Below are 21,494 nucleotides of genomic sequence, written 5' to 3'. Positions count from 1 at the left end.
AACCCGGAGCCGGGCAGAACAACGAACGATGGCGCGCGTAACCCTGGGCTCCCGCCTGCGCGGGAGCACGAGGGGCCGCGACTATCGTATCGTCGTCGGGACCACCGCGGGCGGCTCGTCCTTCATCGCGCGCGCGACCGCCTCGACGCGTTCCATCACGCGCAGGACGTTGCCCTGCGACAGGCCGGCGAGGTCCGCGTCGCTCCAGCCGCGGCGCGCCAGTTCGGCGAAGATGGCGGGATAGCCCTCGACGCCCTTCAATCCTACCGGGCCGGTGCCGCTGATCCCGTCGAAATCGCCGCCGAGGCCCACCGATGCGCGACCCGCGACCTTCGCCACATGCTCGATATGGTCGGCCACGTCCGCCACGGTCACCGCGGGTTCGGGGTGAGTCCGCTGCCATGCCAGCAGCGGGGCGGGGGCGCGATCGTCGTAGACGTCGTTGTCCACGCCCGCGCCCTTCGCGAAGGCGCCGCGCTCGCGATCCCACGCGCGCCATTTGGCGGAGACGAAGGCGGGGTAGAAATTGACCATCACCACGCCGCCCGTCGCGCCGATGCGGCGCAGCAGGTCGTCGGGGATGTTGCGCGGCGCGTCCGCGATCGCGCGCGCGCCGGAATGACTGGCGATGACGGGCGCCTTCGACACGTCCAGCGCCTGCGCCATCGTGGTGTCCGCGACGTGGCTGACGTCCACGATCATGCCCAGGCGGTTCATTTCCGCCACCACCTGCCGCCCGAACGGCGACAGCCCGCCCGCGCGGACGGTGCCGGTGGAACTGTCGGCCCATTCCAGCGACTGCGAATGCGTCAGCGTCATATAGGCGACGCCCAGCGCGCGATACTGGCGCAGGACGGCGAGATTCGCGTCGATCTGGTGCCCGCCCTCCACCCCGATCAGCGAGGCGATGCGCCCCGCCTTCATCGCGGCGCGCACGTCGGCGGCGGTGCCGGCCAGGCGGAAGGCGTCGGGATGCGCCGCGACCATGCGGCGAACGAGGTCGATCTGCTCCACCGTCATCTCCACCGCGCGCGGCCCCTGCGCGGTGGCGGGGATCCACACCGACCAGAATTGCGCGCCGACATGGCCCTTCCTCAGGCGCGCGATATCGGTCTGCAACGGCCAGGCGGCGCGGGTGGTGTCGCCCGCGATCGCATCGGTCAGCGAGCCGTAGCGCTCGCGCAATTCCCACGGCAGGTCGTTGTGCCCGTCGATCACCGGCGCACGATCGAGCAGGCGCTCGATCCGGGGCGGCACGGGGGCGGGGGCGGCGGCGGGCGCGGCCTGGGCGATGGCGAGGGCGATCAGGATCATGACGGACATAGTGCGCAGTTGTCGCGGCGTCGCAAGCCGATACGGGCGATCGCCGCCCGTCGCCGCCCGCGAAAGGTCACGAAAGGTCGCATGGTCGCCGGGGGCGTGCGCGCGGCGGCGCGGCGGGTGGGAGCGGGACGATCGGCCATGATCGCGGGAGGATGACAGGTCAGGGGCGTGTAGGACAGCGGGGTCGTGATCCCGGTTTCGAGGAGCCTCTCGCGAGTCTCGATGCCATCGCCGCTCTCGCGCCGTCACCCCGGACTTGTTCCGGGGTCCACCGTGCCGAGTTATCAACGGCTTATGGTTATGGGGCACGGTGGATGCCGGGACAGGCCCGGCATGACGGAGAGGGCCTTCGCAGCGATCCCCGGTCACATCCGGGGCCGTCAGCCCTGATCCTTCCCCGACGCCTTCAGCGGATAGTCCTCCGGCGATACCTCGCCCTGGTTCCTCACCGCCTGGTCGTCCTCCACCTTCGGCGGCGTGCCGTTCGCGTCGGCGCCGCCGGCGGGCTTGTTCGGCTGTTCCTCGGGCATCGTCATTCTCCTCCACCGCCCAACGATCCGGGGAGGCGCGAGGTTCAGCCGTCCTTGCGCCGTTCGATCAGCCACGGGCGCGGGCGGCCGGTCGGCTTGCCGACGCCGTCCAGCCGCACCGCGCGGTTCACGCGCACCGGCTTCAGCATCAGCGTGCCGTTCATCTGCTGACCCGTCGGTTCGGCCAGGATGCGGCGGACGGTGTCCTGCCCGCCGACGACGCGGCCGAAGGCGGCATAGCCCGGATTGGCGGGGGTCCAGTCCATCGACGGGATCGGGCCGACGGTGATGAACCAATTGCCGTTGGCGGACCCCGGCGGCCCCTTGCGCGCCATGGATATGGTCATGTCGAGGTGCTTCATCCCCGTCCGCTTCGTCGATTCGTGCGGGATCATGTCCAGGAAGCGGCGTGCGTCGGTGCGGATGCCCGACTGGATGAAGCCGAAGCGGGGCGAGCGCTTGTTGCGCGCGGTGCGATAGAAACTGACGCCGTCGAAGCGCCCGTCGTCGACGTAGCGCAGGAAGTTGGCGGTCGTGACCGGCGCCCGGCGCGCGTTGAGCGCCAGCACCATGTTCCCGTCCGCCGTCTCCAGCCGGACGCGCACCCAGCCCGGGGTCGCGCGATCCGCGCGTTGCGCCGCCGCAGGGACGGCGAGGAGGGCGAGGAGGGCGAGGAGCAGGAACAGGATACGCATTCCCGCGCGCTACCGGTCGTCGCGGTCCGCGGCAAGTTGCCCCGCCGGGCACGCATGATAGGCTGCGGCATGAAAACGCTGTTGCTTATTCCCGCGCTCCTGCCCGCCGTCGCCGCGGCGCAGGCCCCCCCGGTCGCCGCCACCGGACAGGGGCGCGTCCGCGGCACCGTCTCCGCGGGCGTGGAGGCGTTCCGCGGCATCCCCTTCGCCGCGCCGCCGGTGGGGGCGAACCGCTGGCGCGCGCCGCAGCCCGCGGCGGCATGGACGGGCGTGCGCGACGCCACGCGGTTCGGCGCGGATTGCATGCAGAAACCGTTCCCCAGCGATGCCGCGCCGCTGGGCACGACGCCGGCGGAAGACTGCCTGTTCGTCAACGTCTGGCGCCCCGCGGGGGTGAAGGCGGGGGCGAGGCTGCCGGTGGTGGTGTGGATCTACGGCGGCGGGTTCGTGAACGGGGGCGCCTCGCCCGCGGTGTACGACGGCGCGGCGTTCGCGACGGCGGGGACGGTGTTCGTGTCGTTCAACTATCGGCTGGGTCGCTTCGGGTTCTTCGCGCACCCCGCCTTGGCGGCGGAGGGGCGGGTCGCGAACTGGGGGTTGCTGGACCAGCAGGCGGCGCTGCGCTGGGTCCGGCGCAACATCGCCGCGTTCGGGGGCGATGCCGCGAACGTGACGGTGATGGGGGAATCGGCGGGCGGGCGATCGGTGCTGGCGCTGCTGGGCGCGCCTGCCGCCCGCGGGCTGTTCGCGCGCGCGGTCGTGATGTCGGGCGGCGGGCGGACGCTGCTCGACAGTCCGGCGGATGCGGCGGCGGCGGCGGCGGTCGCCTTCGCGCGCGGGGCGGGGGTGGACGGGACGGACGCCGCAGCGCTCGCCCGGCTGCGCGCGCTGCCCGCGGACGCGGTGGTCGACGACCTGAACCTCGCCACGCTGGGCGGATCGGCCGCGACGTTCGCGGGCGCGGCGGTCGACGGCGTGACGGTGACGGGCACGGCGGAGGCGATGCTGGGCGCGGGGACGCAGGCGCGGGTGCCGGTGATGGTCGGGGCGACGAGCAACGACATCGGCTGGACCGCCGCGCCGACGAAGGACGCGCTGTTCGCCGGGTTCGGCGCGGATGCCGCGGCGGCGCGGGCGGCGTACGATCCCGCGGGGACGGTGCCGCTGCCCGCCCTGTCGGCGGCGACGGGGGCGGATCGCACGATGGTGGAGCCCGCGCGCTTCGTCGCCGCGCGCGTGGCGGCGGGGGGGCAGCCGGCGTATCACTATCGCTTCGGCTATGTCGCCGCGTCGATGCGCGACGAATGGCCCGGCGCCCCCCATGCCACCGACATCCCCTATTTCCTCGACACCGTGGCGACGAAATACGGCGCCGCGCTGACCCCCGCCGATGCGGCGATGGCGCGCGCGGTGAACGCCTATGTCGTGGCGTTCGCGAAGACGGGGGTGCCCGCGGTGGCGGGGTTGCCGGCGTGGGGGCGGTTCGCGGGGAAGGGGCCGCTGATGGACTTTACTGCGTCCGGCGTGCCGGTCGCGGGGCCGGACCCGTGGCGGGCGCGGCTCGACCTGACCGAGCGGGCGGCGGGCAAGTGAGCGCGCGGATCGGCCTGCCGTTCGTCGCGCTGGCGGTCCTCGCCGCCCCCGCCGCGGCGACCCCGGCGCAGGAGCGTGCCGCGATCCTGGCGACCGTGGCGCGGATGGAGGCGGCGTGGAACCGCGGCGACTTTCGCGGCTACATGGCCGGGTTCGCCGACCCGGACGTCATCTTCGCCTCCGGCGGGGTGGTGCAGGACGGGTGGCAGGGGACGCTGGACCATTATGTGCGCGATTACGGCGCGTCGGCGGCGGCGCGCGGGACCCTGCATTTCCACGACATGGCGGTCGATATCCTGGCGCCCGATGCGGCGATGCTGGTCGGGCGCTATCGCCTGATCCGCGGCGCGCGCGTGACCGAAGGGATCAACACGCGGCTGTGGCGCAAGCGGGCGGGGCGGTGGGTGGTGACGGTCAACCACGTGTCCGCCCGCGACGTCGCTACTGCGTCCGCGCCAGCAGTTTCGTCAGGTCGTCCGTCCAGTTGACCGCCCACGTATGCGTCCCGTGGCCGCGCGTGTCCGCGGTTTCGGGGATCATCCGGAACGTGGCGTCGTGCATCCGCTTCACCGCGCGCGCGGGATAGTCCAGCCCGCGCGGATTGATGAAGTCGTCCGCCGAATTGACCCAGGCGACGGGCGCCGTGATCGCCTCCAGCCGCGGCCACGGATCGTAGGTGCGCGACGAATCGAGCGCCCGGATCAGGTCGTTGGCGTCCAGCCCCGCGATCGACGCGGCGACCCGCTGGCGCGCATAGCCCTCCGCCGCGTCGCGGGTCGGGAATTGCGCCTGCAACCACAAGGGCGCGCCGCCGGCGACGAACAGCAGCGACGCGGCGGCGCGCAGGCCCTGCACCGGCTGCGTTGTGTAGCGCCCGCCCGCCCACGCCGGATCGGCCCGGATCGCGTCGATCGCCAGTTGCCGCCACATGCGGTTCAGCCCCGCGATCTCCACCGGCTCGCACGCCAGCGGCATCAGCGCGCGCGCGAAATCGGGATAGGTCTCGCCCCACACGAACGCGTGCATGCACCCCATCGACGTGCCCATGACGAGGCGCATCTTCGCGATGCCGAGGCCGTCGGTCAGCAGCGCGTGCTGCGCCGCGACCATGTCGTCGTAGGTGTAGCGCGGGAAGGCGGGGCCGAGGCCGTCGGACGGCTTCGACGAGGCGCCGTGGCCGATATTGTCGGGCAGGATGATGAAATAGCGGCGGATGTCGAGCGGCTGGCCCGGGCCGTAGAGGCGGTCGGCGAATTGCGGGCTGAGGAACTGCTTTCCCGTGCCGCCGGTGCCGTGGAGGACCATCACCGCATTGTCGATCCTGCCCGCCTTGTCCCGATGCGGCGAGCCGAGCGTGGTGTAGTGGATCTTCAGCGCGGGCAGTTTCTCGCCCGAGCGGAACGCGAAATTGCGGATCGTGAAGTCCGCTTCCTTCGTCGGCCAGCGCGACGTGGGCGGCGTGGGCGTGCTGGCGTTGGCGGGCGGGGTGGCCTGACCCGTGGCGGGGGCCTGGGCGAGAAGGGCGATGAGGGGGAGGATCATGGGGCGCGAGACTACACGGGTGAGGGCGGGATGCCAGTGGCGTCCCTCACACGCCGAGCCATTCCAGGCCGCCGGGTAGATCGGCCGCCGCATAGTCGACCTGCAATACACGTCGCCGGCGCGGACGCGCCGCGGCGGCGGACGCGTGAAGGATCGGCGTTGCATAGGCCCAGACGTCGCCGCGGGTGGCCAGACAGGTGGCGGTCCCGCACTGCATGACGGCATCGGCGATCTTCGGTTCCGCGATCAACCCCAGTCGATGCGATCCCGGCGCGATCAGCAGCGGCGAATTGTCGTCGTCGACATCGTCGAGATGGATGCGCAGCGTCGCCATTCCGGCTATGATGTCGAACGGTGGGGCGACGTGCAGGATGCCCTGCTTGACCGTCCACGGACCGAAGCCGGGGGTTTCCAGCCGTGCACGAACAGCGATCGTGCGATCCTGATGCCAGCCCAGCGACCAGTTGACGGTCGCGGATTTGTCGAACAGCACTGCGCGTACCGGGCGCGCCGCCGGGCCGATGTGATGCGTCGCGACGGACGCGATCGGGCCGTCCGTCAGCAGTGCGGATAACTCCGCGACCCCGGTGAGCCGCACACCGGCCCGGTCCGACTCCGCGACTGTCGCATGGATATCCGCGAGGAGGGAAAGTGAGACGCCGGGATGGAATGCCGCGCCGTCGGCACCAAACCGCAGGGCCGACGCGGGAGTTAATCCCGCGTCGTCGAACGCCGCCGTAGCGGCGCCGGCCGGCCGTGGCTGTGTGCCGTCGCTTCGCTCCGGCACCGGGTTGGAGCTACGCTCCATTCCTCACAGCTTCTGCGTCAGCTCCGGCACCAGCTTGAACAGGTCGCCGACCAGGCCGATGTCCGCGACCTGGAAGATCGGGGCGTCCTCGTCCTTGTTGATCGCGATGATGGTCTTGCTGTCCTTCATTCCCGCCAGGTGCTGGATCGCGCCGGAGATGCCGACCGCGATATAGACCTCGGGGGCGACGATCTTGCCGGTCTGGCCGACCTGATAGTCGTTGGGGACGTAGCCCGCGTCGACCGCGGCGCGGCTGGCGCCGACGCCCGCGCCGAGCTTGTCGGCCAGCGGCTCGATCAGCTCGACGAACTTCTCGCCCGAACCCAGCGCGCGGCCGCCCGACACGATGATCTTCGCGCTGGTCAGCTCGGGGCGTGTCATCTCCGCGATCTCCTGCCCCTCGAACGTCGACAGGCCCTTGTCGCCGGTGGAGGCGACCGCCTCGATCGTGCCCGAGCCGCCCTCGGTCGCGGCCTTGTCGAACGCGGTGCCGCGGATGGTGATTACCTTCTTCGCATCCGACGACTGGACCGTCGCGATCGCGTTGCCGGCGTAGATCGGGCGCGTGAACGTGTCCTCGCCCTCCACCGACAGGATCTCGCTGATCTGCATCACGTCCAGCATCGCCGCGACGCGCGGCGCGATCGATTTCGCGGTCGTCGTCGCGGGCGCGACGAAGGCGTCGTGGTGGCCCATCAGTTCCACGATCAGCGGCGCGACATTCTCCGCCAGCGCATGCGCGTAGGCGGCGTCGTCGGCGACGTGGACCTTGCCCACGCCCGCGATCTTCGCCGCCGCCTGCGCGACCGCGTCGACGCCCTGCCCGACGACCAGCAGATGGACCTCGCCGAGTTTCGATGCCGCGGTGACCGCGGAAAGCGTGGCGTCCTTGACGGCCGAACCGTCGTGCTCGACCCAAACGAGAGTCTTCATCTGTCTATCCTCTCAATCCCGCGATTCGTTCGCCCTGAGCGACGTCGAAGGGCTCGTCCGAACGGCGGTGCGTGGGCTTCGCCTGCGCTCAGCCCGAACGGGGGTGGGGCGGATGCCCCGTGCTACTTCGCGATGCCCATGGCCTTCAGCTTGCCGACCAGCTCGTCGACGTCCGCGACCTTCACGCCCGCGGTGCGCTTGGCCGGTTCGACGACCTTCAGCGTCTTCAGGCGCGGCGTCACGTCGACGCCGTAGTCGGCGGGCGTCTTCTGCGCGAGCGGCTTCGACTTCGCCTTCATGATGTTGGGCAGCGAGGCGTAGCGCGGCTCGTTCAGGCGCAGGTCGGTGGTGACGATCGCGGGCAGCTTGAAGCTGTCCGTCTCCAGACCGCCGTCGACCTCGCGCGTCACCTTCACGGTGTCGGCGGACAGTTCGACCTTCGACGCGAAGGTTGCCTGGCCCCAGCCGAGCAGCCCCGCGAGCATCTGCCCGGTTTGATTATTGTCGTCGTCGATCGCCTGCTTGCCGAGGATCACCAGGTGCGGCTGTTCCTCCTCGACGATCTTGGCGAGCAGCTTGGCGACGCCCAGCGGCTCCACCTTCTCCTCCGACGTCACCAGGATGGCGCGGTCGGCGCCCATCGCCAGCGCGGTGCGCAGCGTCTCCTGCGCCTTCGCCTCGCCGATCGAGACGACGACGATCTCGGTCACGCCCTTGTCCTTCAGGCGGATCGCCTCCTCGACCGCGATCTCGTCGAAAGGGTTCATCGACATCTTGACGTTGGCCAGGTCGACGCCCGACCCGTCCGCCTTCACGCGGGGCTTCACGTTATAGTCAAGCACGCGCTTGACCGGCACGATTACCTTCATTGCTCTCTCCAAAAGACCTGTGCGCGCTTTTCCCGGGGAGGAAGATCAGCTCGCCAGTTCGAGCCGTCGTTCGATCCGGTCGAGCCGGTCGCTGATATTGTCGATCGTCAGTTGCTGGGCCGCGTCCGCCGCCGAGAAATGGGCGAGATGCTGGATGATCGACGCCTGGCCGCCCTCAAGGTTGGCCACGCGCCCCTTCACTTCGCGCAGGTCGCGCTCGATCCGGTCGAGCGTTCCCTGGAAGCGCTTGAGATGCTCCGGCATCAGCTTCTCGACGTTGTCGCTCATGCCCTTGTCCTACGCCGCCTTCTGCACCTCGGCCACGATCTTCTTCGCCGCGTCGCCCAGGTCGTTGGCGGGGACGATGGCGAGGCCCGAGGTGGAGAGGATTTCCTTGCCCTTCTCCACGTTCGTGCCTTCGAGACGAACCACCAGCGGCACCGAAAGGTTCACTTCCTTCGCCGCGGCGACGATGCCCTCCGCGATGATGTCGCACTTCATGATGCCGCCGAAGATGTTGACCAGGATGCCCTTCACCGCGGGATCGGCGAGGATGATCTTGAACGCCGCGGTCACCTTCTCCTTGCTCGCGCCGCCGCCGACGTCGAGGAAGTTGGCGGGGAACATGCCGTTCAGCTTGATGATGTCCATCGTCGCCATGGCGAGGCCCGCGCCGTTGACCATGCAGCCGATGTCGCCGTCCAGCTTGATATAGGCCAGGTCGTACTTGCTGGCCTCCAGCTCCGCGGGATCCTCCTCGGTCTCGTCGCGCAGCTCCATCAGGTCCTTGTGGCGGAACAGGGCGTTGCCGTCGAAGCCGACCTTGGCGTCGAGTACCAGCAGCTTGCCGTCGTCCGTCACCGCCAGCGGGTTGATCTCGATCTGCTCCGCATCGGTGCCCAGGAACGCGTCGTACAGCTTCGCCGCGACGTTCGCCGCCTGCTTGGCCAGGTCGCCGGTCAGCCCCAGCGCGGCGGCGACCGCGCGGCCGTGGTGCGGCATCAGGCCGGTGGCGGGATCGATGTCGATCGACACGATCTTCTCCGGCGTGTCGTGCGCGACGGTTTCGATGTCCATCCCGCCCTCGGTCGAGACGACCATGGAAATGCGGCTGGTGGCGCGGTTGACGAGGAGTGCGAGGTAGAATTCCTTCGCGATGTCGACGCCGTCGGTCACGTACAGGCGATTGACCTGCTTGCCCGCGTCGCCGGTCTGGATCGTCACCAATGTGTTGCCCAGCATGTCGGCGGCGGCGGCGCGGACCTCGTCCTCGCTCCTGGCCAGCCGGACGCCGCCCTTGGCGTCGGGACCCAGTTCCTTGAACTTGCCCTTGCCGCGCCCGCCGGCGTGGATCTGCGCCTTCACCACGTACAGCGGCCCGGGCAGCTTCTTCGACGCCGCGACGGCTTCCTCGACGCTCAGCGCGGCGAAGCCGGCCGGAACGGGTACACCGAACTTGGCCAGCAATTCCTTGGCCTGATATTCGTGGATGTTCATGGGGGCGCTACCTCAGGATAACGGGAGTTATCCGGGCCTAAAGCACATGGGGGAGGGCGAATCCACCCCCACGGCGCGATGCGGCGGAAGCGGGCGGGGACGGGCGATGATCGAACAACTGGCCATATCGGGATATCGCTCGCTCAGGGACATCGCGCTGCCGCTCGGCCGGCTGACGATCGTCACCGGGGCGAACGGGACGGGAAAGTCGAGCATCTACCGCGCGCTGCGCCTGCTGGGCGACGTGGCGCAGGGGCGGCTGGTCAACTCGCTGGCGCGCGAGGGCGGGCTGCCGTCGACGCTGTGGGCGGGGCCGGAACGGATCAGCCGGGAAATGCGCGCGGGCGACGTGCCGATCCAGGGAATTGTTCGGTCCGGCCCGGTCAGCCTGCGGCTGGGATTCGCGGGTGCTGACCTGGGCTATGCCATCGACCTCGGCCTGCCCAGCGGCGGCGGCGCCTTCGCGCTCGATCCGGAAATAAAGGTGGAGGCGATGTGGTCGGGCGGTGCCCTGGGCCGCGCCAACCTGTTCGCGGAGCGGCGCGACCGCATGGTGCGGGTGCGCAGCGCGGCAACGGGCGAATGGAAAACCGGGCTGACCGACCTGCTCCCGTTCGACAGCATGGTGACGCATTCGGCCGATCGCGAGGACGGCCTGGAACTGCTGCTGATGCGCGAGCGGATGCGCGGGTGGCGGTTCTACGACAACCTCCGGACCGACGCGGGTGCGCCGGCGCGGCGGCCGCAGGTGCTGACCTATACCCCCGCGCTCGCGGACGACGGCGCCGATCTGGCCGCGGCGATCGCGACGATCGACGCGATCGGGGAGGCCGATGCGTTCCACGACGCGATCGCGGACGCCTTCCCCGATTCGTCGATCGCGCCGGGCGACGACGGCAGCGTCGCGATGCGGCAGCGGGGATTGCTGCGCCCGCTGCGCGCGGGCGAGCTGTCCGACGGTACGTTGCGGTACATCCTGCTGTGCGCCGCGTTGCTCGCGCCGAGCCGGCCCGAACTGCTGATCCTGAACGAACCGGAATCCAGCCTGCACCCGTCGCTGATCGATCCGCTGGCGCGATTGCTGGCGACAGCGGCGCGGAGGTGCCAGATCGTCGTGGTGTCGCATAGCGAGGCGCTGGTCGACGCGCTGGCGTCGGATCGCGATGCGCGCCGTTTCCGGCTGGACAAGGATTGCGGCGAGACCGTCGTGCGCGGCGACGTCGATCCGCCGTATCGCTGGACATGGCCGACGCGCTGACGCCGCGCCACTTACCTGTTGCCAATCCGTTCCCGCTCGCGCACCTCCCGGCGGTGCCGCCGTTCCCCCATCCCGCGCTCCACGCCAGCCATTCGGGCATCTGGATCGCCCGCGACGGGGAGACGCGCGCGGTGTCGCGGGGGGAGGCGATCCGGATCGCGGCGGACACGCCCGTCGTGCTGATGAACGCGCCGCTGATCGGACAGCGGCTGGGCTATGCCGACATTTTCGGGCTGGACGTGCTGGAACTGTTCGCCTTCCTGCATCCCGCGCGCTTCATGGTGCCGACCGCGAAGGGGCTGGCGGAGGCAGCGGGATTGCCGGTGCCGGACGCGGAATCGGCGGTCGCTGGGTTCCTGCTGGCGGCGACGCAGCGATTGCTCGCCACCGTCGATGCCGACTGGCCGGAGCGCGAGGGGGCGTGGACCGCGGCGCAATCCTTGCTGCGACTGCGCTGGCCGTGGGCGCCGCAGGTGGCGCAGCGGATCGCGAAGCCGAAGGAGAATGAGCGCTGGCTGTTCTCGCGCCTGCCCGAATGGCAGGAGGGCGCGCCGCGCCCCGCGCCGCGCACGGTCACGCTGGCGGTGGAGGCGATCGGCGAGCGGCTCGACCGGCTGACGGGTGCGGGGGCGGAGGCGCGCGGGGGGCAGCGCGCCTATGCCGCCGCGGCGGCCACCGCGTTCCAGCCGCGAATGATGCGCGACGCGCCGAACCTGATGCTGGCGGAGGCGGGGACGGGCATCGGGAAGACATTGGGCTATCTCGCGCCCGCCAGCCTGTGGGCGGAACAGGCGGGCGGCGCGGTGTGGGTGTCGACCTATACCAAGGCGCTGCAACGCCAGTTGGGGCACGAGACGCGGCGGCTCCACCCCGATCCCGCGGTCCGCAAGGCGAAGGTCGTCACGCGCAAGGGGCGGGAGAACTACCTGTGCCTGCTGAACCTGGAGGATGCGTTGCAGGGCGGGTTCGCGGGGCGCGCGGCGGTGCTGGCGCAGCTGGTCGCGCGCTGGGCGGCGTATAGCGCGGACGGCGACATGGTGGGGGGCGACCTGCCCGGATGGCTGACCACCCTGTTCCGCCGTAACGGCTCCACCGCGCTGACCGACCGGCGCGGGGAGTGCGTCTACGCCGGCTGCCCGCATTATCGCAAATGCTTCATCGAACATGCCGCGCGCGCGTCCGCCGAGGCGGATCTGGTCATCGCCAACCACGCGCTCGTCATGGTCAACGCCGCGCGCGGGCGCGAGACGTCGACGCGGCCGACGCGGTACGTCTTCGACGAGGGGCATCACCTGTTCGATGCCGCCGACGCGATGTTCGGCACTGCGCTGACCGGACAGGAGACGATCGAGCTGCGCCGCTGGATCGTCGGTCCCGAAAGCGGGTCGCGCGGGCGGCGGCGCGGGTTGCAGGCGCGCCTGTCCGACCTGGCCAGTTACGACGAGCAGGGCGGCCTCGCGGTGCAGGAGATCGTGGCGGCGGCGCAGGCGCTGGCGAGCGACGGCTGGCTCGCGCGGCTGGGCGAGGGGGCGCCGTTCGGCGCGGTCGAGCATCTGCTGGCGGCGGTGCGCGGCCTGGTCTTCGCGCGCGCGGAATCGGGGGCGGATGCGGGCTACGGGCTGGAGACCGAGCTGGCCGAGCCGTCGCCCGAGCTGATCGAGGCGGCGGCGGCGTGCGCGCAGGCGCTGGACGCGCTGCTGCGGCCGATGGTCGCGCTGGGGCGGCGGATGGAGGCGGTGCTGGCCGACGCGCCCGACTGGCTCGACGCGCCCGCGCGGGCGCGGGTGGAGGGCGCGATCGCCTCGCTCGGCTGGCGGGCGGAGACGGTGGCGGCGTGGCTGTCGCTGCTGGCGCGGATCGGCGGGCCGGCGGACCCCGCGCATGTCGACTGGCTGGCGGTCGACCGGATCGAGGGGCGGGAGATCGACGCGGGGCTCCACCGCCGCTGGCTCGACCCGACGAAGCCGTTCGCGGAGATCGTGCTGAAGCCCGCGCACGGCGCGCTCGTTACGTCGGCGACGCTGACTGCGGGCGGCGACTGGACGACGGCGGAGGCGCGCGTCGGCGCGCCGCACCTGCCGCGTGGGGCGGGGCATTTCGCGGTCGACAGCCCGTTCGATTACGCTGCGCACGCCGAGGTCATCGTCGTCACCGACGTGAAGCGCGGGGACGTCGCCAGCCTCGCCAACGCCTATGCCCGGCTGGTCGAGGCGGCGGGCGGCGGCGTGCTGGGACTGTTCACCGCGATCCGGCGGCTGCGCGGCGTCCATGCGCGCGTCGCGGACCGGCTGGCGCGCGCGGGCCTGCCGCTGCATGCGCAGCATGTCGATCCGGTCGATACCGGGACCCTCGTCGATATCTTCCGCGACGATGCGCATGCCAGCCTGTTCGGCACCGACGCGCTGCGCGACGGGGTGGACGTGCCGGGCGATTCGCTGCGGCTGGTGGTGATGGAGGGGGTGCCGTGGCCCAAGCCCACCGTGCTGCACGCCGCGCGGCGGCTGGCGGGGGGCGGCAGCGCGTACGACGATCGGATCGTGCGCGCGCGGCTGGCGCAGGCGTTCGGGCGGCTGGTGCGGCGCAACGGCGACGGCGGGGCGTTCGTGCTGCTGTCCGCCGCGATGCCCTCGCGCCTGCTCGACGCCTTCCCGCCGGGGGTGCCCGTGGTGCGCGTGCCGCTGGAGGAAGCGGTGGCGCGGGTCGCGGCGCGGCGGGGGGAACGGGTCGCGGGTCCGACGGCGACCGCGTCGGTCGCGCAGCCGTGACGGCGGCTGGTGGGAATGGACAGGCGGCGCGTACCCCGCGCCCCGCCGCACGGATCCTGCTGGTCGACGCCGCCGGACGCGTGCTCCTGTTCCGCTTCACCCCCGACGATCGTCCGCCGCTGTGGTGCACGCCCGGCGGCGCGGTCGATCCGGGGGAGAGTTACGAGGCGGCGGCGCGGCGCGAATTGTGGGAGGAGACGGGGCTGGACGTCGATTGCGGGCCGCAGGTCGCGCGGCGCGTGGTCGATTTCCTGACCTTCGAGCGGGTGGAGGTGACCGCGGACGAACGCTGGTTCCGGGTCGACGTGGCGGCGCACGACGTGGTCGCCGGGGCGCTGACCGAGCAGGAACGCCGCATCATGGCGGGCGCGCGCTGGTTCGATCGCGCCGAACTGGCGGACTGGCCCGAAACGATCTACCCCGCCGATCTTCCCGACATGCTGGCGGAGACCGACCGGTGCAACGCGACGACCTGATCCTGCAAACGCTCGCCCCCGTCACCCACGACCTGGGCGGGTTCAAGGTCCACCGCACGCTGCCGCATCGCGACCGCACGATGGTGGGGCCGTTCCTGTTCTTCGACCAGATGGGGCCTGCGCACCTGCCCCCCGGCGACGGCGTCGACGTGCGCCCGCACCCCCATATCGGGCTGTCGACCGTGACCTGGCTGTTCGAGGGGGCGTTCCGGCACCGCGATTCGCTGGGCACCGATCAGCGGATCACGCCCGGCGCGGTGAACCTGATGACCGCGGGTACGGGCATCGTCCATTCGGAACGGTCGCCCGACGATGCGCGCCCCGCCGGCCCCAGCCTGTCGGGGATCCAGACCTGGCTCGCCCTGCCCGACGGGAAGGAGGACGTGGCGCCCGCGTTCCAGCATGTCGCGGCCCCCGACATGCCGGTGGTCGAGACGCCCGGCGCGCGCGCGACCGTGGTGATGGGCACGTTGTGGGGCGCGACGTCCCCGGTGACGGCGTGGGCGGACACGATCTATGCCGACATCCTGCTGGAGGCGGGGGGCGCCGCGCCGATCGACGCCAGTACGGACGAGCGCGCGATATACCTGGCCGCCGGGGACGCGTCGCTCGACGGCCTGACGCTGGAACCGCAGCGATTGTACGTCCTGCGTCCCGGCACGCGCGCGACGCTGCGTTCCGCGGCGGGCGGGCGCGTCATGCTGGCGGGCGGCGCGGCGTTCGCGACGCCGCGGCACGTGTGGTGGAATTTCGTCCATTCGGACCGCGAGGCGATCCGCGAGGCACGTCGCGCGTGGAAGGCGGGCGAGTTCGCCACCGTGCCCGGCGACGATGCGGAGCGCATCGACCTGCCCGAGGCGCCCAAGACCGTCAGCTATCCATAGGCACGCACAGGTCCGCTCGTCGCGGGTGCCGACAGGCTTCCCTTAAGGAAAATGCCGTAGGTTCCCCTGCTCGACCAGTACGGGACCGCGCCATGAACGACCTTTCGCCGCACGCCTTCCAGCCCGCCCCCGCACCCGTCGACAGCGCGGGCGAGGCGATCGGCTATGTGGCCGAGATCGCGGGATCGCGCAGCGAGGTGGTGTTCGACCTGGCGGCGCTGAACGCGCTGACGGACAACGTCGATCCGGTCCTGGCCACCGCCGGGCAGGTCGGCGGGCAGATGAAGGTGCGCGTCGGCCAGTCGTGGCTGCTCGCCAGCATCCGCTCGCTGGGCCTGGCCCCGGGGCAGATGGACCGCGTCGCCGCCACGGTCGATTTCCTGGGCGAGGGCGACGAGGAGCGGTTGACGGGCAAATTGTACAATTTCCGCCGCGGCGTGACCCGCTATCCGATGCCGGGGGCGGAGGTCTTCGCAGTGACGGGCGCGGACCTGAAGCAGGTCTATGCCGCGTCGGACAAACCCAATATCGAGGTCGGCCTCGTCTATCCGACGAAGGACGTGCGCGGATCGCTGTTCGTCGATGCGATGCTGGGCCGGCACTTCGCGCTGCTGGGTTCGACCGGCACGGGCAAGTCGACGTCCGCCGCGCTGATCCTGCATCGCATCTGCCAGCTGGCGCCGCAGGGCCATATCGTGATGATCGATCCGCACGGCGAATATAGCGCGGCGTTCCGGACCAACGGCGCGCTGTACGACGTGTCGAACCTGAACATGCCGTACTGGCTGATGAACCTGGAGGAGCATTGCGAGGTCCTGCTGACCTCCACCGGGTCGGACCGGCAGATCGACGCCGACATCCTGGCCAAGTGCCTGCTGGCCGCGCGGGCGAAGAACCGCGTCGCGCAGGACATCCCGAAACTGACCGTCGACGCGCCGATCCCCTACATGCTCAGCGACCTGTCGCAGCTGATCCAGCAGGAGATGGGGAAGATGGACCGCGCGGGCGACACCGCGCCGTACCTGCGGTTGAAGAACAAGATCGACGAGATCAAGGCGGACCCGCGCTTCGGCTTCATGTTCTCCGGCATGCTGGTCGCCGATACGATGGCCAATTTCATCGGCCGCGTCTTCCGCCTTCCGGGCGACGGGAAGCCGATCAGCATCATCGACGTGTCGGGCGTGCCGAGCGAGATCACCAGCGTGGTCGTCGCGATGCTGAGCCGGATGGTGTTCGACTTCGCGATCTGGTCGCGCAACGAGCCGCAGCGGCCCGTCCTCCTGGTGTGCGAGGAGGCGCACCGCTACATCCCGCGCGACGACGCCGGATCGTCGGTCGCGCGCATCCTGGGGCGGATCGCGAAGGAGGGGCGCAAGTACGGCGTGTCGCTGGGCCTCATCACGCAGCGGCCGTCGGACCTGGCCGAAGGCGTGCTGTCGCAATGCGGCACGATCATCTCGATGCGCCTGAACAACGATCGCGACCAGGCGTTCGTGCGCGCCGCGATGCCCGAGGGCGCGCGCGGCTTCCTCGATTCGATCCCCGCGTTGCGCAACCGCGAATGCATCATCTGCGGCGAGGGCGTCGCGATCCCGATCCGCGTCGCGTTCGACGCGCTGGACGACGACAAGCGCCCGGCGTCCGACGATCCGGTCTTCTCGACCCTGTGGAAGCAATCGGGCGACGAGGAGAATATCATCGCGCGCACGATCCAGCGCTGGCGGGCGCAGGGGCGGTAAGTCGGTCTTAGCCCCTCCCTTTCAAGGGAGGGGTTGGGGTGGGTTCGGGCCTGACGATACGGCGCGGTCAGACATGGTCTGTCCGTATCACCCGGACGCCACCCACCCCCGACCCCTCCCTTGAAGGGAGGGGAGGCGACTACCTCGCCGGCGTGCTCAGCAACCGCGCGATCTTCGCGCGCATCGCGCGCAGCGTGTCGCCCGACAGGGTCTGGATGCTGGCGAGCGAGATCGAGCGCGGGTTGACCGGGCGGCCGTTCTTCCACACTTCCCAATGCAGGTGCGGGCCGGTGGAGATGCCGGTGGAGCCGACGTATCCGATCACCTGCCCCCGCCGCACGCGCTGCCCCGCGCGGACCGCGAAGCGGCTCATGTGGCCGTAGCCGCTGGCCAGCCCGCCGGGATGCGCCAGCTTGATGAAATTGCCGTAGCCGCCCGATCGCCCGGCGAAGGCGACGACGCCGTCGACCGCGGCGAGGATCGGCGCGCCGTGCGGAGCGCCGATGTCCATGCCCTTGTGCATCCGCATGAAGCCGAGCAGCGGGTGCAAACGCATCCCGAACGTGGACGTGACGCGTCCCGCGACGGGCATCCCCATCGTGCCGCGCGTCTCGTACCGCCCGTTGGCGTCCCAGAAGGAGCCGCCGTCCCCGTCGGGGTTCCGGCCGTCCCAGCGGACGAGTTGCAGGCGCCTGCCGCCCTGGTCCAGCCCGGCGAACTGCAACGCGCCCGTCTCCACCTCGCCGGTCGCGGCGCGGCGCTGGTCCGCGACCAGGTCGAACGTGTCGGACGCGGCGACGTCCGCGATCGGGATGCGGGTCGCCAGCGCCCTGATATACGCCTCCACCAGCCGCGCGGGCACGCCCGCGGCGCGGGCGGAGCGATACAGGCTGGGCCCGACCACGCCGCGCACGCGCAGCGGTGTACGGTCGATCGCGATCGGGCGGCGGTCGAGCGACAGCGCGTCGCCGGTGCGCGTGACCGCGAGTTCAAGGTCGAAGGCGGCGCGGAAGGCGAGATGGTCCAGCGGGCGCGGCTGCAATTTCGTCGGGCGGCGGCCGAGCGTCAGCGACAGGACGGTGCCGGGTTTCAGCGAATCGACGCGCACCGCGCCGGACACGAGGTTTGCGACCGTCGCGGCCTCGTTCCGGCCGATCCCGGCGCGCTGCAACGCCTGCGGCAGCGTGTCGCCGTCGGCGAGCGCGGCGGTCAGCTCGATCGTCGGACGCTCGGGCGTTTCCTTGAGCTGGCGCACCAGCGAGCCCGCGGCCATGCGGCGGCCGGTGGTGGCGCCATAGGCGAGCGGGGCGATCCCCTGCGTCCGCGTCTCCTCGAACGCCGCGCCGCCGATCGCGGGGGCGGCATAGCCGAGGATCGGGCGCCAGCCGGGCGAGAGCATCCAGGCCGCGCCGCACAGGGCGGTGCAGGTGGCCAGGCCGCGCCACCAGTCGCGCGTACCGATCCGCTGCCCGAGATCGGGGACCCAGTCGGTCTGCAACGCGGCGACGCGCAGGCGTTCGGTCCACGGCCGTTCCGCGATAGGCACCAGTGCGCGGCCGAAGCTGCGCCCACCCGCGGCCCCGGCAAGTTCCAGGCCCTGTTGTTCGCGCAGGAACACGTGTCGGCGACGCCCCCAAAATCTGTCGCCGAATACCCCCCGGCGCCGGGTCGGAGCACTGTGGGGGGCAGATGCTAAAGTCAAATTAACCGAGGGGCCGGCGGAGTCGTGCTGCGGCGAACGGTTGGCGCGGTGCGATGGGCCGCGACCGATCGTCGTGTCCTTCCCGAAACGCATTGCATTGCCCCGCGCCCGGCCCGATGTTCCGTCCATCATGGGCGCACACGACACTCGGGTCACGGCAGTGCTGGGCCCGACCAACACGGGCAAGACCCATCTCGCGATCGAGCGGATGTGCGCGCATTCCAGCGGGATGATCGGCTTCCCGCTCCGCCTGCTGGCGCGCGAGGTGTACGATCGGGTGGTCGCGATCAAGGGGCGGGACAGCGTCGCGCTGGTGACGGGCGAGGAACGCATCGTGCCCAAGGACGCGCGCTGGTTCCTGTGCACCGCCGAATCCATGCCGATGCAGCGCGACCTGGCCTTCGTCGCGGTGGACGAGGCGCAGCTGGGCGCGGATCGCGAGCGCGGGCACGTCTTCACCGACCGGCTGCTCCACGCCCGCGGGCGCGAGGAGACGATGATCCTGGGTTCGGACACGTTGCGCCCCGTCCTGCGCGCGCTGGTGCCCGAGGCGGAGATCGTGCAGCGGCCGCGGTTCTCGACGCTTTCCTATGCGGGTGCGAAGAAGCTGTCGCGGCTGCCGCGGCGGTCCGCGATCGTCGCCTTCTCCGCCGAGGAAGTGTATGCCACCGCGGAAATGCTGCGGCGGTTGCGCGGCGGGGCGGCGGTGGTGATGGGGGCGCTGTCCCCGCGCACGCGCAACGCGCAGGTCGCGATGTTCCAGGCGGGCGAGGTCGACTACCTGGTCGCCACCGACGCGATCGGCATGGGCCTGAACCTGGACGTCGGGCATGTCGCCTTCGCGGGCCTGACCAAGTTCGACGGGCAGCGCCGCCGCCGCCTGACCGTGGCGGAGATGGCGCAGATCGCGGGGCGCGCGGGGCGGCACCAGCGCGACGGGACGTTCGGCGCACTCGCGGAGGAAGGCCCCGACGCGTTCGAGCCGGAGGAGGTGCAGCGGATCGAGGGGCATCGCTTCCCCCCGCTGGAGACGTTGTTCTGGCGCGACGGCGCGCCCGACCTGTCGACGCTGGACGCGCTGGTCGCGTCCTTGTCGCGCAAGCCCGATCACGAGCGGCTGCGCGCGGCGCCCGAGGCGCTGGACCTGAAGGTGCTGCGCCGGCTGGCGGAGGAGCCGGGCGTGGCGGACCGCGCGCGGGGGCAGGTCGACCGGTTGTGGGCGGCGTGCGGCATCCCCGATTTCGAGAAGTCGGGCGTGGACCCGCACGCGCGCTTCGTCGGGCGCGTGTTCGGGCACCTGTCGGCGGGATACCTGCCGCAGCAATGGTTCGCGGACGAGGTCGCGCGGCTGGACCGCGTCGACGGCGATGTGGAGACGATCGCGGGGCGGATCTCCGGCATCCGCAAATGGGCCTATATCGCGCAGCGCCCCGACTGGCTGGCCGATCCCGCGCACTGGGCGGCGCGGACGCAGGCGGTGGAGGAGCGCCTGTCCGACGCGCTGCACGCCAGCCTGACGCAGCGGTTCGTGGACAAGCGCACCAGCGCGCTGATGCGGTCGATCGGCGCGGGCGTCGGCGACCTGCCGGTGACGATCGAGGCGGACGGCGAGGTCGCAATTGCGGGGCACACGATCGGTCGGCTCGACGGCTTCCGCTTCACCGTTGCGCCCGATGCGCGCGGCGCGGACAAGCGGCGGTTGCTGGCGGCGGCGGAGAACCGGCTGGCGGCGGAGCGGCGGCGGCGGGCGGAGGCGTTGGTCGCGGCGGCGGACGATGCCTTCGCGCTGGGCGAGGACGGCGCGGTGCTGGCGGGGGCGGTGACGGTCGCGCGGCTGGCGCGCGGGGCGTCGCTGGCGCGACCGGCTGTCGTGCTGGACGCCGATCTCGACTGCCTCGACGCGCGGATGCGGGAGGCGGTGACGGTGCGCGTGCGGCGCTGGGTCGCGGACGCGATCGCGCGCACGCTGCCGTCGCTGGCCGCGATGGCCGGGGCGACGCGTGCGGCGGAGGCGGGACCGGCGTTGCGCAGCATCGCGGGCGCGGTGGAGGCGGGGGCGGGCTTTGCCGCACGCCTGCCGCTGGCGGCGGCGCTTTTGGACCTGCCCGCGCCCGCGCGCGCATGGTTGCGCAAGCGCGGCGTGACGATCGGCGCGCTGGACCTGTTCGATCCCCGCCTGCTGAAACCCGGCGCGCACGGCTGGCGGCGGGCGCTGCTGGCGGCGCAGGGGGTCGTGGCGCCCGCACCGCCCGCCAGCGCGACGACGCTGCCGCGCGGCACGCCCGGCGCGACCGCCGCGATGGGATTCCGCCCGCTGGCGGCGCAGGCGGTGCGGATCGACCTGGTCGAGCGGATCGCGCGCGGGGCGCATGACGCGCGCGGCACGGACGGCAAGGGGGGCCGCGCGGCGTTCGTGCCCGATCCCGCGCTGGCGGTGTCGATGGGGCTGGAGCCGGAGACGATCGCGCGGTTGATGGCCGAACTGGGCTTCCGCCCCGCGGGCGACGGCTATGTCTGGCGCGGGCGGGCGCGGCCGCGATCCGCGCCGGTGGTGGCGACGGGGGCGTTCGCGGGGCTGGCGGGGTTGATGGGCGGCGGATGAGGCTGGACGTGTTCCTGTGGCATGCGCGGCTGGCCAAGACGCGCGTGCTGGCGCAGGCGATGGCGGTCGACGGCCATTTGCGCATCGACGGGCGCGCGGTCGACCGCTCGCATCATCCGGTGCGCGTCGGCAACGTCCTGACCTTCATGACCGCGGGGCGCGTGCGCGTGCTGCGGATCGAGGCGCTGCCGACGCGGCGCGGGCCGCCGGCGGAGGCGCGGGAATGCTATCAGGAATTGATTGCTGGTTGAGAATCCGTTTGCGCGCCTCACGGGCAT

19 protein-coding genes are annotated in these 21,494 nt (G+C 71.5%); 9 read left to right on the top strand and 10 right to left on the bottom strand.

All coding sequences use genetic code 11. From position 1 onward, the window contains the following. Window positions 1-81 precede the first annotated feature (81 nt). The 3 genes from ASG29_RS01525 to ASG29_RS01520 all read right to left on the bottom strand — a co-directional run bounded on the left by ASG29_RS01525 (window position 82) and on the right by ASG29_RS01520 (window position 2,548). On the bottom strand, window positions 82-1,314 hold the full coding sequence (locus ASG29_RS01525) for a dipeptidase (protein WP_200932337.1): 1,233 nt from the start codon (window positions 1,312-1,314) through the stop codon (window positions 82-84). A gap of 389 nt (window positions 1,315-1,703) precedes the next feature. After that, window positions 1,704-1,853 (bottom strand): hypothetical protein, encoded by a 150-nt coding sequence (locus tag ASG29_RS16570; RefSeq protein ID WP_156457830.1) that lies wholly within the window; start codon window positions 1,851-1,853, stop codon window positions 1,704-1,706. Between the two features lie 44 nt (window positions 1,854-1,897). Beyond that, window positions 1,898-2,548 carry a peptidylprolyl isomerase gene (locus ASG29_RS01520; RefSeq protein WP_055979166.1) on the bottom strand — a complete coding sequence of 217 codons (651 nt, stop codon included), beginning with the start codon at window positions 2,546-2,548 and terminating at the stop codon, window positions 1,898-1,900. Between the two features lie 69 nt (window positions 2,549-2,617). Between ASG29_RS01520 and ASG29_RS01515 the strand changes: the two genes are divergently transcribed. Next, the gene (locus tag ASG29_RS01515) at window positions 2,618-4,141 is read left to right on the top strand and encodes a carboxylesterase/lipase family protein (protein ID WP_156457829.1); all 1,524 of its coding nucleotides are present in this window, start codon (window positions 2,618-2,620) and stop codon (window positions 4,139-4,141) included. After that, window positions 4,138-4,629 carry a YybH family protein gene (locus ASG29_RS16565; RefSeq protein WP_235532725.1) on the top strand — a complete coding sequence of 164 codons (492 nt, stop codon included), beginning with the start codon at window positions 4,138-4,140 and terminating at the stop codon, window positions 4,627-4,629. Before ASG29_RS01515 ends, ASG29_RS16565 begins: the two co-directional genes overlap by 4 nt. Here the strand turns inward: ASG29_RS16565 and ASG29_RS01505 are convergent. From ASG29_RS01505 to sucC, 6 genes are all read right to left on the bottom strand, one after another. Continuing rightward, window positions 4,583-5,683 (bottom strand): alpha/beta fold hydrolase, encoded by a 1,101-nt coding sequence (locus tag ASG29_RS01505; RefSeq protein ID WP_055979159.1) that lies wholly within the window; start codon window positions 5,681-5,683, stop codon window positions 4,583-4,585. The genes ASG29_RS16565 and ASG29_RS01505 overlap by 47 nt on opposite strands. Before the next feature lie 46 nt (window positions 5,684-5,729). Then, window positions 5,730-6,281, bottom strand: coding sequence for a phytanoyl-CoA dioxygenase family protein (locus tag ASG29_RS01500; protein WP_321163173.1), 552 nt, complete (start codon window positions 6,279-6,281; stop codon window positions 5,730-5,732). 213 nt (window positions 6,282-6,494) lie between these two features. Then, window positions 6,495-7,424 carry an electron transfer flavoprotein subunit alpha/FixB family protein gene (locus ASG29_RS01495; RefSeq protein ID WP_055979156.1) on the bottom strand — a complete coding sequence of 310 codons (930 nt, stop codon included), beginning with the start codon at window positions 7,422-7,424 and terminating at the stop codon, window positions 6,495-6,497. A 122-nt stretch (window positions 7,425-7,546) separates the two neighbouring features. Next, window positions 7,547-8,293 (bottom strand): electron transfer flavoprotein subunit beta/FixA family protein, encoded by a 747-nt coding sequence (locus tag ASG29_RS01490; protein ID WP_055979154.1) that lies wholly within the window; start codon window positions 8,291-8,293, stop codon window positions 7,547-7,549. A 45-nt stretch (window positions 8,294-8,338) separates the two neighbouring features. Further along, window positions 8,339-8,581 (bottom strand): hypothetical protein, encoded by a 243-nt coding sequence (locus tag ASG29_RS01485; RefSeq protein ID WP_055979151.1) that lies wholly within the window; start codon window positions 8,579-8,581, stop codon window positions 8,339-8,341. 9 nt (window positions 8,582-8,590) lie between these two features. After that, the gene (sucC, locus tag ASG29_RS01480) at window positions 8,591-9,790 is read right to left on the bottom strand and encodes an ADP-forming succinate--CoA ligase subunit beta (protein ID WP_055979147.1); all 1,200 of its coding nucleotides are present in this window, start codon (window positions 9,788-9,790) and stop codon (window positions 8,591-8,593) included. 106 nt (window positions 9,791-9,896) lie between these two features. Between sucC and ASG29_RS01475 the strand changes: the two genes are divergently transcribed. From ASG29_RS01475 to ASG29_RS01455, 5 genes are all read left to right on the top strand, one after another. After that, a complete protein-coding gene (locus tag ASG29_RS01475) occupies window positions 9,897-11,048 on the top strand; it encodes an AAA family ATPase (RefSeq protein WP_055979144.1) in 1,152 nt (383 codons plus the stop codon). Further along, window positions 11,033-13,813, top strand: coding sequence for an ATP-dependent DNA helicase (locus ASG29_RS01470; protein ID WP_082515547.1), 2,781 nt, complete (start codon window positions 11,033-11,035; stop codon window positions 13,811-13,813). The genes ASG29_RS01475 and ASG29_RS01470 overlap by 16 nt, the downstream gene beginning before the upstream one ends. Further along, entirely contained in the window at window positions 13,810-14,289 is a 480-nt protein-coding gene (locus ASG29_RS01465) for an NUDIX hydrolase (protein WP_055979141.1), read from the top strand. Before ASG29_RS01470 ends, ASG29_RS01465 begins: the two co-directional genes overlap by 4 nt. Continuing rightward, window positions 14,271-15,173, top strand: coding sequence for a pirin family protein (locus ASG29_RS01460; RefSeq protein WP_055979138.1), 903 nt, complete (start codon window positions 14,271-14,273; stop codon window positions 15,171-15,173). Before ASG29_RS01465 ends, ASG29_RS01460 begins: the two co-directional genes overlap by 19 nt. A 92-nt stretch (window positions 15,174-15,265) precedes the next feature. Further along, the gene (locus tag ASG29_RS01455) at window positions 15,266-16,912 is read left to right on the top strand and encodes an ATP-binding protein (protein ID WP_055979135.1); all 1,647 of its coding nucleotides are present in this window, start codon (window positions 15,266-15,268) and stop codon (window positions 16,910-16,912) included. 139 nt (window positions 16,913-17,051) lie between these two features. Here the strand turns inward: ASG29_RS01455 and ASG29_RS01450 are convergent, their stop codons facing one another. Further along, window positions 17,052-18,530, bottom strand: a complete 1,479-nt coding sequence (locus ASG29_RS01450) for a M23 family metallopeptidase (RefSeq protein WP_055979133.1) — start codon at window positions 18,528-18,530, stop codon at window positions 17,052-17,054. A gap of 214 nt (window positions 18,531-18,744) precedes the next feature. Here ASG29_RS01450 and ASG29_RS01445 point away from each other — a divergent pair, with 214 nt between their 5' ends. Continuing rightward, a complete protein-coding gene (locus ASG29_RS01445) occupies window positions 18,745-21,216 on the top strand; it encodes a helicase-related protein (RefSeq protein WP_055979130.1) in 2,472 nt (823 codons plus the stop codon). Then, window positions 21,213-21,467, top strand: a complete 255-nt coding sequence (locus tag ASG29_RS01440; protein ID WP_055979127.1) for an RNA-binding S4 domain-containing protein — start codon at window positions 21,213-21,215, stop codon at window positions 21,465-21,467. The genes ASG29_RS01445 and ASG29_RS01440 overlap by 4 nt, the downstream gene beginning before the upstream one ends. The last annotated feature ends 27 nt before the right edge of the window (window positions 21,468-21,494 follow it).

The sequence above is a fragment of the Sphingomonas sp. Leaf412 genome (assembly GCF_001425405.1).
In the GTDB taxonomy this organism is placed as follows: Bacteria; Pseudomonadota; Alphaproteobacteria; order Sphingomonadales; family Sphingomonadaceae; genus Sphingomonas.
The sequence above is the reverse complement of the archived record's forward strand: the minus strand, read 5'-3'. Positions and strand labels throughout refer to the sequence as shown.